14 protein-coding genes are annotated in these 14,090 nt (G+C 65.3%); 10 read left to right on the top strand and 4 right to left on the bottom strand.

Features of this window, described 5'->3' with window-relative positions:
* The first annotated feature begins 23 nt into the window (after nt 1-23).
* Both aroE and mtgA read left to right on the top strand, forming a co-directional pair.
* Nucleotides 24-833 carry a shikimate dehydrogenase gene (aroE, locus tag H6935_14250; GenBank protein ID MCP5279498.1) on the top strand — a complete coding sequence of 270 codons (810 nt, stop codon included), beginning with the start codon at nt 24-26 and terminating at the stop codon, nt 831-833.
* Nucleotides 833-1,549: a monofunctional biosynthetic peptidoglycan transglycosylase gene (gene mtgA / locus H6935_14245; GenBank protein ID MCP5279497.1), complete on the top strand. Its 717-nt coding sequence runs from the start codon at nt 833-835 to the stop codon at nt 1,547-1,549. Before aroE ends, mtgA begins: the two co-directional genes overlap by 1 nt.
* A 92-nt stretch (nt 1,550-1,641) precedes the next feature.
* On the opposite strand, the gene H6935_14240 is transcribed toward mtgA, so the two are convergent.
* The 3 genes from H6935_14240 to H6935_14230 form a co-directional block, all read right to left on the bottom strand.
* Nucleotides 1,642-2,043 carry a response regulator gene (locus tag H6935_14240; protein ID MCP5279496.1) on the bottom strand — a complete coding sequence of 134 codons (402 nt, stop codon included), beginning with the start codon at nt 2,041-2,043 and terminating at the stop codon, nt 1,642-1,644.
* 6 nt (nt 2,044-2,049) lie between these two features.
* Nucleotides 2,050-3,687 (bottom strand): methyl-accepting chemotaxis protein, encoded by a 1,638-nt coding sequence (locus H6935_14235; GenBank protein ID MCP5279495.1) that lies wholly within the window; start codon nt 3,685-3,687, stop codon nt 2,050-2,052.
* A 119-nt stretch (nt 3,688-3,806) separates the two neighbouring features.
* Entirely contained in the window at nt 3,807-4,754 is a 948-nt protein-coding gene (locus H6935_14230) for a hypothetical protein (protein ID MCP5279494.1), read from the bottom strand.
* A 119-nt stretch (nt 4,755-4,873) separates the two neighbouring features.
* Here H6935_14230 and H6935_14225 point away from each other — a divergent pair, with 119 nt between their 5' ends.
* The 6 genes from H6935_14225 to soxA all read left to right on the top strand — a co-directional run bounded on the left by H6935_14225 (nt 4,874) and on the right by soxA (nt 9,702).
* The gene (locus H6935_14225) at nt 4,874-5,674 is read left to right on the top strand and encodes a DUF2189 domain-containing protein (protein ID MCP5279493.1); all 801 of its coding nucleotides are present in this window, start codon (nt 4,874-4,876) and stop codon (nt 5,672-5,674) included.
* A 179-nt stretch (nt 5,675-5,853) separates the two neighbouring features.
* Complete coding sequence (locus H6935_14220; GenBank protein MCP5279492.1) at nt 5,854-6,273, top strand: YjbQ family protein; 420 nt, start codon at nt 5,854-5,856, stop codon at nt 6,271-6,273.
* 17 nt (nt 6,274-6,290) lie between these two features.
* Nucleotides 6,291-7,535 carry a lipoprotein-releasing ABC transporter permease subunit gene (locus H6935_14215; GenBank protein MCP5279491.1) on the top strand — a complete coding sequence of 415 codons (1,245 nt, stop codon included), beginning with the start codon at nt 6,291-6,293 and terminating at the stop codon, nt 7,533-7,535.
* 13 nt (nt 7,536-7,548) lie between these two features.
* On the top strand, nt 7,549-8,223 hold the full coding sequence (locus tag H6935_14210) for an ATP-binding cassette domain-containing protein (protein ID MCP5279490.1): 675 nt from the start codon (nt 7,549-7,551) through the stop codon (nt 8,221-8,223).
* 69 nt (nt 8,224-8,292) lie between these two features.
* Nucleotides 8,293-8,820: a sulfur oxidation c-type cytochrome SoxX gene (gene soxX / locus H6935_14205; GenBank protein ID MCP5279489.1), complete on the top strand. Its 528-nt coding sequence runs from the start codon at nt 8,293-8,295 to the stop codon at nt 8,818-8,820.
* Between the two features lie 9 nt (nt 8,821-8,829).
* Nucleotides 8,830-9,702 carry a sulfur oxidation c-type cytochrome SoxA gene (gene soxA, locus H6935_14200; protein MCP5279488.1) on the top strand — a complete coding sequence of 291 codons (873 nt, stop codon included), beginning with the start codon at nt 8,830-8,832 and terminating at the stop codon, nt 9,700-9,702.
* On the opposite strand, the gene H6935_14195 is transcribed toward soxA, so the two are convergent.
* The gene (locus H6935_14195; GenBank protein MCP5279487.1) at nt 9,699-10,256 is read right to left on the bottom strand and encodes a DUF2062 domain-containing protein; all 558 of its coding nucleotides are present in this window, start codon (nt 10,254-10,256) and stop codon (nt 9,699-9,701) included. The genes soxA and H6935_14195 overlap by 4 nt on opposite strands.
* Nucleotides 10,257-10,355: 99 nt before the next feature.
* On the opposite strand from H6935_14195, the gene H6935_14190 reads away from it, so the two are divergent.
* Entirely contained in the window at nt 10,356-12,764 is a 2,409-nt protein-coding gene (locus tag H6935_14190) for a DNA internalization-related competence protein ComEC/Rec2 (protein MCP5279486.1), read from the top strand.
* A 335-nt stretch (nt 12,765-13,099) separates the two neighbouring features.
* On the top strand, nt 13,100-13,948 hold the full coding sequence (locus H6935_14185; protein MCP5279485.1) for a GIY-YIG nuclease family protein: 849 nt from the start codon (nt 13,100-13,102) through the stop codon (nt 13,946-13,948).
* Nucleotides 13,949-14,090 lie beyond the last annotated feature (142 nt).

Here is a 14,090-nt window from a genome sequence, read left to right as displayed (position 1 = left end):
CCGCCCTGGCCTCATCGCAAAACATGACAGAACACTACGCCGTCTTCGGCAATCCCATCGCCCATTCCAAGTCCCCCCTGATTCACGCCGCCTTTGCCCGCCAGACTGTCCAGGACATGGATTACAAGGCCCTGCTGGCCCCCCTGGACGGATTCCAGGAAGCCATACAGACGTTCCGTGCCTCCGGCGGGGCGGGGGCCAATGTCACGGTGCCCTTCAAGGAGCAGGCCTTTGCATTATCTGACCGGCTCACGGACCGGGCGGAGGCGGCCGGGGCGGTGAACACCCTGGATTTTCGCGGCGGCGAGGTCCTGGGGGACAACACCGATGGCGTGGGGCTGGCCAGGGACCTGACCCACAACCTGGGCGTGGAGCTGAAGGGCAAGCGCATCCTCCTCATGGGTGCGGGGGGCGCCGCCCGGGGGGTGGTGCTGCCCTTGCTGGAGCAAGGCCCTGCGGAACTGTTCATCGTCAACCGCACTGCGGCCAAGGCGGAGGAACTTGCACGCCGCTTTCCACAATTCGCCATGCTGGACGGCGGCGGCTATGACCGCTTGGATGGACATGGCTTCGACCTGGTGATCAACGCCACCGCCGCCAGCCTGGGCGGTGAACTGCCGCCCCTGCGGGAGGGGGTGTTCGCGTCGGGGGCCTGGGCCTACGACATGATGTACGGCCGGGAAACGCCTTTCATGGCTTTCGCCCGCGCCCGGGGCGCCCGGGTGGCGGACGGCCTGGGCATGCTTGTGGAGCAGGCCGCCGAGGCGTTTTTCCTCTGGCGTGGCGTGCGCCCTGACACTGGGCCCGTCATCCAGACCCTCAGGAGCGCCTGATGGCGCGCGGGAAGTCCCGGCCGACCTGGCGCAGCCCCTGGCGCCTGGCCCTGGCGGGCGTGGTGCTGCTCCTGTACCTGCAGGTCGGCTATCTGGCCGGGGTGTTGTGGTGGACCTGGTTCAATCCCTCCAATACTGCTTTCATGGAGGCCGGTCTGGAGCGTCTGCAGGACAAGAAAGGCCCCGAGGCGGAATTGCGCCACCAATGGGTGGAGTACCGGCGCATCTCCATCCACCTCAAGCGTGCGGTGGTGGCCGCCGAGGACAGCAAGTTCCTGGCCCATGAGGGTTTCGACTGGGAGGCCCTGGAAATGGCCGTGGAGAAGAACATCCGCAAGGGGCGTTTCGCCGCCGGCGGTTCCACCATCAGCCAGCAACTGGCGAAGAACCTGTTCCTCTCACCCTCGAAGAATCCACTGCGCAAGGCCCAGGAAGCCGTCATCACGGTGATGATCGAACAGTTGTGGAGCAAGCGCCGAATCCTGGAGGTGTATCTGAACGTCATCGAATGGGGCAACGGCATCTACGGCGCCGAAGCGGCGTCAAGGCGCTACTTCAAGTCCTCCGCCGCTGCCCTGGGGCCCGGTCAGGCAGCTTTCCTGGCGGCCATGATCCCCAATCCCCGCTATTACGAAACCCACCGTTCCAGCCGCGGCCTGCTGCGTCGCCAGGCCATCATTGCAGCCCGCATGGGCATGGTGAGGGTGCCGAGATAGGCGCTGGCGGAATATTTCCTTGAAATAGGATGCACGCGCCCATGACTTGAGGCGCGCTTTCATTGTCCGCGAGGACCGGGCCTGGTTTCCGGCTAGACCTTCACGCCCACGCTGCCCGGATGTGCCAGCTTCAGGCACTTGGCGATGGCATCGCTAACCACCTTGGCGGACATGGGCTTGACCACGAAGCCTGCGGCATTGAGTTCCTTGGCCTCCATGACGTACTGCGTCCTGGGGGTGGCGCTCACCAGCACGACCTGGGTTTGAACCCCCTGTTTCTTCAGGGCATCCAGGGTCTCGATGCCATTCATGCCCGGCATTTCGATGTCCAGGAAGACGATGTCCGGAGGTGATGCCAGGCATTTCTCCAGGGCTTCCGCACCGCTGGAGGCCTTGTCCAAATCGTGGAAACCTTCCTGCCGCAGCACGCCGATGAGCAGGGTCAGCATGAGCCGGTCGTCATCCACCACCAGAATGCGGGGCTTGCCTGCCATGCTTGTTCAGACCTTGAACTGCGTCACGGTGGACTGGAGCTGGGTGGCCATGTCCCGCAAGCGTTTGGCGGACTGGGCGGTGCTGGAGGCGGCGGCGCTGTTTTCCTCCGACATCTGGGCGATGCGTTCGATGTTGCCTGCGATGAGCTGGGCGGCGCGACCCTGCTGACCCAGGGCCATGGTGATGTCATCCACGGCCCGGGCAACCTGGTTGGCGCTGGAACGGATGGTGGTGATGGAATCCCCCGCCTGGTGGGCCAGTTCCACGCCGCCCGACACACGGTGCACCCCCGCGTCCATGCTGGCCACGGCGCGGCGTGCGTCGGCCTGGATCTTGTCCACCATGGTGGCGATCTCCTGGGTGGAGTTGCCCGTGCGCTCGGCCAGCTTGCGCACCTCGTCGGCCACCACGGCGAAGCCCCGGCCCTGTTCCCCGGCCCGTGCCGCCTCGATGGCGGCGTTCAGGGCCAGCAGGTTGGTCTGGTCGGCGATCTCCTTGATCACGGTCACCACGGCGGAAATCTCCCGGGAGGCTGCTTCCAGTTCCTGAATGATGTTGGAGGAATCCTGCACCAGACCGGCGATGGCGCGCATGGATTCCGCCGCCTCGTGGATGACACGCCCCCCTTCCTCCGAACGCTGGCCGGACTCCTGGGACAGGGTGTCCGCATCTCGCGCGTGCTGGCCGACCAGGTCGATGGAGGCGGACATTTCCTCCATGGAGGAGGCTGCGTCCGTGGCGGATTCCGCCTGGATGTCCGCGGCCTTGGACGTCCTGTCTGCGTTGCCGGCCAGCTCCAGAGTGGCATCGTTGAGGGTTTCCACCCCAACCCGCATGTAATAGAGGGTCTCCTGGAAGTTGTTGCGGATGGCGCCCAGGGCCTCCAGCAGGCGGGCGACCTCGTTGTTGCCGGCGGAGGGTATGGACCGGGACAGGTCACCCGAGGCAAGTTCACGGGCCTGGTTCGCCGCCTTTTGCAGTGGCGCGATGAGATCCTTGTGCAGCCAGGCCCCCGTGGCCAGGGCGGTAATGATGCCCAGGCCCGCCAGGGAAAGTCCCACCATGTGGGCCGTGGCATCGCCGGCCCCCGTCCACTGCACCAGCAGCAGGGCAAGGAACAGGGCGGCGGAGACCGTGATGGCCAGCCAGAGGCGAAGGCGTATGTCCGTGCCTCGCATCAATTCCGTCACTTTCCAGTAAAGGCTGGTCCTGATGAGCTGACCATGGCGAAGGATGCGGTTGCAGCGGCCATCCCGCATGCGTTTGTAGATGTCTTCCACCGCAGCGGTCCGGGCCTTGTCTGCCCGGACGCGCACCGAGGTGTAGCCGCCTTCAAGGTTGGGGCGTACCGTGGCCTCCACCCAGTAGTGGTCGCCGTTCTTGCAGCGGTTCTTCACCAGCCCGGTCCAGGCCTTGCCGGCCTTGAGAGTGGTCCACAGGTCCTGGAAGGCGGCGGGGGGCATGTCAGGATGGCGCACGATGTTGTGGGGCTGGCCCATCAACTCCTCCCGGCTGAAGCCGCTGATGGCCACGAAATCATCGTTCGCGTAGCGGATGATGCCCTTCGCATCCGTCTTGGATATGAGGACCGAGCCCTCCTTCACGGACCGCTCGTTACCGGTTACCGGCATGTTGGTGCGCATGGCGAATTCCTGGTTGGTTGAACTGGTACGGACAGGGCCGTGCAACCTGGATTACGGCACGGGCGTGAAAAACTTGACTGGCACGCCGGTGTTATGCGGCATCCCCGGCCCCGTCCTGCTCAAGCCCAGAGGTGCCAGGCGTCCAGGGGGGTGATTCGCCTGGATACAGCGCACGGGCCAAGCAGCTCCACGCGGGCAGAGGCCAGGCGGCCCCGGCGCAAGGCGCCCTGCAGGGGCCGCAGCCAGGTTTCGTCCCAGTCCCCCAGGATATCCATGGCGTAGGCCGGGTGCTGGTCGCCGGCCAGGGCCACAACCCCCCTGTTGCCTGGTGCAGCAAGGAACTGGGCCAGGCTGCCTGGCGGGGTGGAGGCGGTCATTTCCAGGGCTGCGGCCAGTTGGTCCAACAGGGGCAGGTCGCTCCAGACCCCATCCGGCAGCTTGGCGGGCGGGATGTATCGGCCGCCGCCCCAGGGCCACAGGCTGTTGACCGGCAGCCGCCCGGCCGCTGCCCGGGCCTGGTTGAAGGGGTGTTCGTGTAGGGCCATCTGGACCTCGTGCAGCAGGCGGACCCAGGCCGGGGCTTCATCCCCCCGGGGCAGGAAGGGCGTGGGCTGCCGGCCGTCCACCTGGTCCAGAGGCGTAGTGTCCAGCAGGGGCGCGGTACTGCAGCGCATATGCGGCACGCCGCCCTGGCCGGCCAGGATTTCATATCCGGCCGGGGACAGGATGGGGGCCACCAGACCATGGAGCACCCGGGCTTCCTTCTCCTCCAGGGTCTGCCCGGCCCGAAGGAATGGTCCGCGCATGCTCACATCCAGGCATACCGGCTCCAGCCGTAGCCAATAGTCTTCCCCAACTTCCAGGCCTGCCGACCGGGCGGTGAAGGGAGCGACGGGCCAATCCCGCTGCCGGCCGATGCCCAGTGCCAGGCAGCAGGCGGCGCTGATGCACTCCGGGGCGGGCAGGGGTTGCCCCCGGCGCAGCAGGGAGCCCAGGCCGGGAAGTCGTTCCAGGGTGTCCGGGTCGACGCCCCGGGGCGGGGAAAGGATCAGGTGCAGATGGCGCATGGGCTATTCATTAGCGGCTTCGAAGACTATACCCAATAAAAATGGTCGGGAATTTTTCCAGAGGGTTCGTGTCCCACCAGCACAGGTACACCCAACAACTACTGGCAAAGGAGAGAGAGATGGACTCGGTGAGCATTAAACCGGAAGTTGTGAAACCGGAAGCCCATGATATCCACCTGCCGGCCGTATGCCAGGTGGACGCACTGCGCCCCTTCACCTGGTTGCGCATGGGGTGGCACGATTTTGCCCGCACCTGGTATACCTCCCTGGGCTTTGGCTTGCTGTTCGCCCTGCTGGGCTGGGGCCTGGTGAACTGGGCCTGGGAACTGAACCACCTGAGCCTCACCCTGACCACGGGTTTCATGCTGGTGTCGCCTTTCCTGGCCCTGGTCTTCTATTACCTTTCCCGTCGTCTGGACCAGCATCACCGGCCGGGGGAAGGTTCCCGCTTTTTCCACATGCTGGGACGCAACGGGGCTTCCATAGGCATCTACGCCGTATTCCTGATGTTCAGCCTCAGCGTATGGGAACGTCTTTCCGCCATCCTGGTGGCCCTGTTCCTGCAAGGAGATTTCATCGGCGGCGACTATTTCAGCCTCATGAACCTGTTCACCAGCGCACAGTGGGGTTTCGTCACCGCCTATGTGGTCACGGGGGGGGTACTGGCTGCCCTGGTATTTGCCCTCAGCGTGGTGTCCCTACCCATGATGCTGGATCGAAGAGTGGACACGGTCACCGCCATGATGACCAGCCTGAAGGCGGCCCGCGCCAATCCCGGGGCCATGATCATCTGGGCCGGGCTCATCGCCGGCCTCATGGCGGTGGGCTTCGCCACCTGGTTCGCGGGCCTGGTCATCCTGTTCCCGGTGCTGGGGCATGCCACCTGGCATGCGTATCGGGAACTTGTGCAAAAAAACTGAATCACAGCATTGTCTCCTAGCAGCGATCAGCAGTAGCGATCAGTTGGGCCGGCCTTGAAAGGCAACTTTCTGGCCGGCCATTTTTTTCTTCCCGGGAATAGAGGGGGCGTCCCGGTATTCCTTGTCCCCTTCGGGCAGGCCGGGTACCGCCCGGTCCTGGGGGCGCTTAAAATTCCGCCATGCGGCAATTCCTGACCACCTTCCAGATCCCTACCCAGGGCAAGGGCCTGTACGACTTCACCGCCGAGGCCATTCGCTGGGTGGGTACCCAGGGCGTGCGGGATGGATTGCTGACCCTGTTCGTGCGCCATACCTCCGCCAGCCTGGTGGTCCAGGAGAACGCGGACCCGGACGTGCAGTCAGACCTGGAGCGTTTTTTCACCCGCCTGGTGCCAGAGGACGATCCCATCTTCCGCCACACCATGGAAGGCCCGGACGACATGCCCGCCCACGTGCGCGCTGCCTTGACCCAGACCCAGTTGTCCATCCCCGTCCACGCCGGCGCCATGGTGCTGGGCACCTGGCAGGGCATCTATCTGTTCGAACACCGCCGCGCCGGCCACCGGCGCCAGGTGGCTGCCCATCTGCTTGGCGAATAACCTCATACCGGAATCGCGTGCTGCCCTACGAACTCCTCATCGGCCTGCGCTACACCCGCGCCAAGCGTCGAAACCACTTCATCTCCTTCATCTCCATGACCTCCATGGCGGGCATCGCCCTGGGCATCATGGCCCTCATCGTCGTGCTCTCGGTCATGAACGGCTTCCAGGAGGAATTGCGCACCCGCATCCTCGGGGTGGCCGCCCACATGGAGATCACCGGGGGCGACGGCCGGCTGGCCGACTGGCCCGGGCTGGCAGCGGAGGTGTCGCATCACCCCGAAGTGCGGGGCATGGCCCCCTACATCAATGCCCAGGCCCTGCTGTCCGCCGGAAGCGAAACCAAGGGTGCCCTGGTGCGGGGCCTCTTGCCGGAGGAGGAGGGCAAGGTGGCGGAGTTCGGCCAGAAGATGCTGGTGGGGCAACTCAGCGATCTCAAGTCCGGCGAATGGGGCCTGGTCCTGGGGGCCGACCTGGCCATGGCCCTGGGCGTCAACCTGGGCGACAAGGTGGCGGTCATTGCGCCCCAGGGGGTGGTGACCCCCGCCGGCATGATCCCCCGCATCAAGCAGTTCAACGTGGTGGGCATTTTCCGCATGGGCATGTACGAGTACGACGCCGGCCTGGCACTCATGCACCTGAGCGATGCCCAGAAGCTCTACCGCATGGGGGAAAACGTGTCCGGCCTGCGGGTGAAGCTGGCCGATATGGAACGGGCCCCGTGGGTGACCCGGGAAATGGCCAGGACCATCCAGGGCGACTACTATCTGTCCGACTGGACCATGAGCCACCAGAACTTCTTCCAGGCGGTGCAGATCGAGAAACGCATGATGTTCATCATCCTCACCCTCATCGTCGCCGTGGCCGCCTTCAACATCGTCTCCACCCTGGTCATGGCGGTCACCGACAAGCAGGCGGACATCGCCATCCTGCGCACCCTGGGGGCCAGCCCGAAAAGCATCATGGCCGTGTTCATGGTCCAGGGCAGCCTCATCGGCGTCATCGGCACCATCCTGGGCGTGGTTGCCGGCGTGCTGCTGGCCCTCAACGTGGAGACCGTGGTGCCCTGGATCGAGCGGGCCGTGGGCATGGACCTGTTCCCCGCCGACGTCTACTACATCTCCGAACTGCCCTCCAGGCTCAACTGGGGCGACGTATGGACCATCGGCGGCGTGGCCCTGGTGCTGGCCTTCCTGGCTACCCTCTACCCCAGCTGGCGCGCGGCCAACGTGCAGCCTGCGGAGGCCCTGCGCTATGAGTGATGGGGAACGGGGAATGGGAAATGCGGTGCTGGCCTGCACCGGCCTGAAGAAAAGCTACTGGCAGGGCAACACGGAAGTGCCCGTGCTGGCGGGCATCGACCTGGCCGTCACCCCCGGCGAGCACATCGCCGTCATGGGCGCCTCCGGCGCCGGCAAGAGCACCCTGCTGCATGTCCTGGGCGGCCTGGACAAGCCGGATGGCGGCGAAGTGCGGGTGGCGGGGGAAGCCCTCTGGAGCCTGTCGGAAACCGCCCGGGGTCGCCTGCGCAACCGGGCCCTGGGCTTCGTCTACCAGTTCCACCACCTGCTGCCGGAGTTCAGTGCCCTGGAGAACGTGGCCATGCCCCTGTTCATCCGCCGCCAGGACCGGGACATCGCCCTGGCCGAGGCCGGCAAGTGGCTGGAGGAAGTGGGCCTGGGTCACCGCCTGCACCACCGCCCCGGCGAGTTGTCCGGCGGCGAGCGCCAGCGGGCCGCCATCGCCCGGGCTCTGGTGACACAACCCGCCTGCGTGCTCATGGACGAGCCCACGGGCAACCTGGACCGGCATACCGCCGCCCGCATCCAGGAACTGCTCATGGACCTTTCCGAACGCCACCGCACCGCATTCCTGGTGGTGACCCACGACCCCGACCTGGCCGGCCGCCTGGGGCGCACCCTGCGCCTGGAAGACGGATACTTGGTTTAGACCTCGTCCAGCTGGTACATTCGTGCCAGAAAGGCCTGGGGAACTGGCCCGATGAGGAGACCATCGCATATGCGCACGACCTTGATGCCCGGCGGGCTTGCCATCTTCCTGGCGATGCATGCCGGGGCCGGACTGGCGGCCGATCCCCCTGCCGATGCCAGTTTCAGTCCCAGGGCAACCCATCGCACCCTGGAGCCCAGGGTGGTGGTCAACAGCGGCCGCCTGGACTGGGTTGCCCACCCGCGGGACCTGACCCCCTGGGTGACCCTCAGCCCACTGGACGACCGTTCCGCTTCCCGGGCCAGGAAGGTGAAATACCACGCTCCCCTGAACGGCGACCCCACCCGGGGAAAACACCTGGCCGGCGAGTGGTGCGCTGTATGCCATGTGTTTCCAGGGGACGACTGGCCCGGCTCCCCGGGCACGCCCCTGACCCACTACGGCCGCTTCCGCTACGAGGACGCCAAGGTCTTCCAGCAGATATTCGACGCCCGGGTCTACAACCCCAGCACCATCATGCCCCCCTTCGGTACCCATGGCCTGTTGCCGCAACAGGACATCCGGGACCTGGTGGCCTACCTCCAATCCTTGCGCTGAGGGGAGCCCATGCCACGCCTTGCCTCACTGCTTGCCGTGCTTTCAGCCCTGGCCCTGTCCTTCCAGGCCTGGGCCTACCGGGAACATGACGCCCTGGAGAACTACCCGCCCCACGTGTCCGGGGACCGCAGCCTTTCCAACACTTACCGTTTCTGGAAAGACCCGGGGAACCTGGATTTCCGCAAGGCCGGCAACCCCGATGACAACTGGAAGCTGAACTGGAAATTCATGGATCCGCCCTTCAACCAGGCAGTCCATGGCGGCCATTTCGCCCTGGACCGGGGCGAGGACGTGTACCGGGAACTCAACGGCGATGGCCGCTTCGCCGCCTGCCTGGGAGCCCGGCAAGGGGACCTTAAGGGGCTCAGGACGCGGTTTCCCATGTGGCGGGGAGACCTGGGCCACGTGGCCGGCCTGGCTGAGGTCATCGAGGCCTGCGCCGCCCGCCAGGGCCGGGTGCTGGAGAACGGCAGCTACGACAACAGCGCCGTGTCCCTGTTTGTCGCCAACTTCAGCAACGGCCAGCCCATCCGCATCGACGTGTCCAAGGGGCCTCTCCTGGCTGCCTTCGAGCGGGGCCGCAAGCTGTTCCACCTTAAGGCGGGCGCCTTCAACTTCGCCTGTTCCTCCTGCCATACCCACTACGTGGGCAAGCGCCTGCGGGGCGACACCATCACCACGCCCTATGGCGACGTGGGGCACTTCCCCGTCTACCGTACCCAGTACGTGCTCCAGTCCCTGCACCTGCGCTTCGTGGAATGCAACCTGGACAGCCGCACCCAGCCGCTGAAGCCCGGCAGCAGTGCCTATACCGATCTGGAGGTATTCCTCACCGCATTGTCCAATGGCTATCCGGTCAGCGTGCCCAGCGAGCGGCACTAGGGCAGTGGCGACCTGGGCCGGGCCTTGCGCCGCTTGAGGTAGGCCAGCAGGTACAAGCGCCAGCCCAAATGCACGGCGAAATAGCCCAGTACCGCCAGGACCGTGGCAAGGATGACGTTGCCGATGAGGAATGTCTCTCCCAGACTCAGCATCCAGCGCCAGAATTCCGGTAAGAATTCCGACAGGGGCTGTTGTCCCCAGTCGAAGTTGAATTCCGTCATGCGGCCACCGTTGCCGCCCATGACCAGGCGGCCGATCTCATAGGCCGCGACAAAAATAAATGGCCAGGTGAAGGGGTTGGTGAGGAAGGTGGTGGCCACCGCCACGGGGAGGTTCACGCGGAAAACGATGGCCAGAATGGCTGCCGTGAGCATCTGGATGGGGCCGGGGATGAGGCCGCCGATCATGCCGGCCGCCACGCCTCCCGCCACGGATTGCCGGTTCAGGTGCCACAGGTTGGGATGCTTCAGCAAAGGCTGGGCCCAGCGCAGGTGGCGGTGTTCCCGCACCGTGGCGTGGTCCGGCAGATATTTACGGAAATGCTTGCGTGGCATGGGGGGATTGTATTGATCCGGCAAAAAAACAGTATGACCAGTCGTTCAGGCCCGCGTCGGGTCGGCATGGCCAGCCTTCATCACCCGGCGACGGGATAAATGCTGCGCCTCGCCATTATCGCCTTTGCCGCGGGCGGCGCCTGGCTTCAGACCCGGGTTGAACTGCCGCCCCTGGCCTGGGCCCTGGCCCTGCCCTTTCCCGGCTTGCTGCTGCTGGGATGGGCGCCCGGGGTTCGCATTGTCTGGGTGAAGCGGGCCGCCGTCCTGTCCCTGGCTTGCATGACGGGCTTTCTTTACGCCGCCTGGCGTGCCGACCTGCGCCTGGGCCAGGAGCTGGACCCCCAGTGGGATGGCCGCGACGTGGTGCTCACTGGCCGGGTGGCGGGCCTGCCGGAAACCCATCCCAGGGGCCTGAACTTCGTGCTGGATGTGGACGCCGTCTCTTCCCCGGGCGCCCGTCCGCCGGACCGGGTACGCCTGGGCTGGTATGTCTACGGCGACGATCCGCCACCCAGGCTGGCCGGAGGGGATTGCGTCACCCTGACCGCACGACTCAATCGGCCCCACGGCAACCTCAACCCCGGGGGCTTCGACTACGAGGCCTGGCTGCTGGAGCGGGGCATTCGCGCCACGGGCTCGGTAAGGACACCACCCACTACTTCCTCGAAATGCGGTGGCACGGCCATGGCTTTCGTGGACCGGTCCCGGGAGTGGGTGCGCGCCCACCTGGCCGGGTCCCTGGGCGATGCGGCCTATGCCGGCGTGGTCACCGCCCTGGCCGTGGGGGACCAGGACGCCATTCCCGCAGGGCAATGGACCCTGTTCCGCCAGACGGGCACGAGTCACCTTTTTTCCGTATCCGGGCTCCACATCACCCTGTTCTCGGCCCTGGTCTATGCCTTGGTGCGGATTGCCTGGCGTCGGGCGCCTCGCCTCAATCTCTGGCTCCCCGCCCAGCGGGCCGGCATCGCCCTGGGCCTGGTGGCCGCCGGGGGCTACACTCTGCTGGCTGGCTTCGGCATTCCTGCCCAGCGCACCCTCTACATGCTGGCGGGGGCCGCCACCCTGGCCTGGCTGGACCGGCGCCCCAGCCCCACCCGCCTGCTGGCGGCAGCCCTCCTGGCGGTGATGCTCCTGGACCCCTGGGCGGCCCTTGCCCCCGGCTTCTGGCTGTCCTTCGGCGCCGTGGCGACGCTGCTCTGGTCCGGGGCCGGGCGCGTGGGACCCCAGCCCGCATGGCGCACCTGGGTCCAGGCCCAGTGGGCCGTCACCCTGGGCCTCGCGCCCCTGCTGCTGGCCCTGTTCCACGAGGTTTCGCTGGTTTCGCCCCTGGCCAATGCCGTGGCCATCCCCGTCATCAGCCTGGTAGCCGTCCCCCTGTCCCTGCTGGCCGCCGCCTTGCCCTGGGATGCCCTGGCCCTCCTGGCCCACGGCGCGGTGTGGGCCGTCATGGCCTGCCTGAAGTGGCTGTCGGCCCTGCCCCAGCCCGTGTTGCATGCCGCCGCCCCCGGCCCGGCCGCCCTGGTGCTGGGACTGCTGGGCGCGGCGGTACTGCTGCTGCCCCGGGGCTTTCCAGCCCGCTGGCTGGGCCTGGTGATGTGCCTGCCCCTGATTTTTCCCCGCCTGCCCGCACCGGCCCCGGGGCAGGCCTGGCTCACGGTGCTGGACGTGGGCCAGGGGGAAGCCATCCTGGTGCGTACCGCCACCCGTTCGCTACTGGTGGACGCCGGTCCCCGCTTCGCCTCCGGCGAGGACGCCGGCGCCCGGGTGGTGGCGCCCTACCTGTGGTCCCAGGGCATCAACCGGCTGGACGGGCTGGTGCTCACCCACGACGACCTGGACCACAGCGGTGGCGTGGCCGCCCTGCTGGCCAGCCACCGTCCCGGGTGGTTCCTCACGCCCCTGGCTGGTGTTGATCGGGCCGCCTTGGGGGATGACGGCCGCACCATCATGGCAGCCAGGCCTGATGCCATGACCTGCAGCGCCGGCCAGGCCTGGACCTGGGACGGGGTGCGTTTCAGCGTGCTGCACCCACCGGCCCACCACTACGCCCTGGCGGGCTACGGCGACAACGACCGGGGCTGTGTGATTCGGGTGGAAGCCGGCAGGCACAGCGCCCTGCTGGCGGCGGACATCGAGCGGCTGTCGGAGATGAACCTGGCGGAGCGGGGCGTGCTGGAGCCGGTCGACCTGCTGGTGGTACCCCATCACGGCAGCAAGACATCCTCGACGGCGGAGTTCCTGGCGGCAGTACGGCCACGGCTGGCGGTGATGCCGGTGGGGCATCGCAACCGTTATGGACATCCCCATGGGGAGGTGCTGGCGCGGTATCGGGGCATGGGGATTCCCGTGCTGAGGACGGATCGGGAGGGGGCAGTGTCGGTGGAGATGGGGGAGGGGGAATTGGTGGTGGAGACCGCGCGGCGGTCTGAACGGCGGTATTGGCACGGGGCCGGTAATCACCCCCCTTGGGAAAAGAGGGGCAGGGGGGATTTGAGTGGCGGTTGATGTCCCGGTGTCGCGTCATGGCGTTTGGCAGCCAGCCTCACGTAAGCCCAGGGCGTTTGGCCGGGGGTGCCCGGCAGCACGTCACTTTCTTCATTACGCGATGAAGAAAGTAACCAAAGAAGCCGCGCCCCGCTTCGTCGCCCTTCGGGTACCCAATTTTTCCCAGCCCGACCGGGCGGCTGCGTAACTCGCCCCTGCGGGGCTCAAACATACTCGCCGACTACCCCCAGACGGGCTGGGAAAAATTGGCGACTCAGAGGGGAATGGGGTGCCTGTGCTTGGCATGAGGTAGCATGACTATCAAGGCACAGATCAGGCATGACACCAGGTTTGTTATGACATCAGCGACCATCAAACTCTTTCTTCCGTATGGTGACGCAAAGCGTCTTCGTGTCGGAGAGGTCTCAAATTGGACTGGCAAAGCACTTGCTACTCCGCGCACAGAACTTGAGGATCTCCTTCTTCGGGAAGAATCTGAAAGTGCGGGCGTCTATTTCCTTTTTGGCGAAGACCCGGAAAGTGGCGACGCCTTGGCTTACATCGGTGAGGCAGAGGTAATCCGTGACCGCCTAAAACAACATAAGGCCAAGGATTTCTGGAATGCCGTTGTGGTGTTTGTGAGCAAAGACGAAAACTTAACAAAGGCGCACATCCGATACCTCGAAAACCGTCTTCTGATCGAAGCAAAGAACGCAGGCCGATACCGCCTAGAAAATTCAAACAGCTCGAATCCCAAGCTTCCCGAGTCAGACCGGGAGGATATGGAGGTTTTCCTTTCACGAATTCAGCAGGTATTGCCTGTTTTAGGGTCTGATCTCCTTACTCCCATTGCAGGTTCGAAGAAAAGCGTGACACCCCAGCATCAGCTTGTTTGTAAGAATAAAGGTGCCATTGCTCATGGTCAGCGTACTGAGGCTGGGTTCGTTATTTTCAAAGATTCCACAGCGGTAGTTGCGGAGCGTCCTTCAGCCGAAGCACAGCATCCATTCGTTGTTGCGCTGCGGAAAAAGTTGGTCAAAGACGGAATCCTTGTGGAAAAGGATGGCTTCTTCTTGTTCACCAAAGATTCTGAATTTGCTAGTCCAAGCGCCGCAGCAGCAGTGATTCACGGGGGAGGGGCCAATGGCCTTACCGCCTGGAAAAACGCTGATGGAAAGACCCTGAAGGAACTTGAGGAAAGTTAGCTATAAAGCCTGCGGGATATACGCAGCGGCATTTGCCGGTTTACTGCCCCTCTGCCGGCGCCGAGAATTTCGGACTTGACTGGGGTTGCCGCAGGCCAGCGAAAGGTGTCTGAGCGAAGCGAGTTCTTTCGCTGCCCCAGGC

It is taken from the genome of Thiobacillus sp. (assembly GCA_024235835.1).
In the GTDB taxonomy this organism is placed as follows: Bacteria; Pseudomonadota; Gammaproteobacteria; order Burkholderiales; family Thiobacillaceae; genus PFJX01.
This window is presented reverse-complemented; position numbering and strand designations above follow the sequence as displayed.

Excerpts from the sequence above, each read along its gene's own strand:
- mtgA (MCP5279497.1), top strand. The coding sequence starts at position 833 with ATGGCGCGCGGGAAGTCCCGGCCGACCTGGCGCAGCCCCTGGCGCCTG.
- soxA (MCP5279488.1), top strand. The coding sequence starts at position 8,830 with ATGCCACGCCTTGCCTCACTGCTTGCCGTGCTTTCAGCCCTGGCCCTG.
- H6935_14190 (MCP5279486.1), top strand. The coding sequence starts at position 10,356 with ATGCTGCGCCTCGCCATTATCGCCTTTGCCGCGGGCGGCGCCTGGCTT.
- soxX (MCP5279489.1), top strand. The coding sequence starts at position 8,293 with ATGCGCACGACCTTGATGCCCGGCGGGCTTGCCATCTTCCTGGCGATG.
- H6935_14230 (MCP5279494.1), bottom strand. The coding sequence starts at position 4,754 with ATGCGCCATCTGCACCTGATCCTTTCCCCGCCCCGGGGCGTCGACCCG.
- H6935_14225 (MCP5279493.1), top strand. The coding sequence starts at position 4,874 with ATGGACTCGGTGAGCATTAAACCGGAAGTTGTGAAACCGGAAGCCCAT.
- H6935_14240 (MCP5279496.1), bottom strand. The coding sequence starts at position 2,043 with ATGGCAGGCAAGCCCCGCATTCTGGTGGTGGATGACGACCGGCTCATG.
- H6935_14210 (MCP5279490.1), top strand. The coding sequence starts at position 7,549 with ATGGGAAATGCGGTGCTGGCCTGCACCGGCCTGAAGAAAAGCTACTGG.
- H6935_14220 (MCP5279492.1), top strand. The coding sequence starts at position 5,854 with ATGCGGCAATTCCTGACCACCTTCCAGATCCCTACCCAGGGCAAGGGC.
- H6935_14195 (MCP5279487.1), bottom strand. The coding sequence starts at position 10,256 with ATGCCACGCAAGCATTTCCGTAAATATCTGCCGGACCACGCCACGGTG.
- aroE (MCP5279498.1), top strand. The coding sequence starts at position 24 with ATGACAGAACACTACGCCGTCTTCGGCAATCCCATCGCCCATTCCAAG.
- H6935_14235 (MCP5279495.1), bottom strand. The coding sequence starts at position 3,687 with ATGCGCACCAACATGCCGGTAACCGGTAACGAGCGGTCCGTGAAGGAG.
- H6935_14185 (MCP5279485.1), top strand. The coding sequence starts at position 13,100 with ATGACATCAGCGACCATCAAACTCTTTCTTCCGTATGGTGACGCAAAG.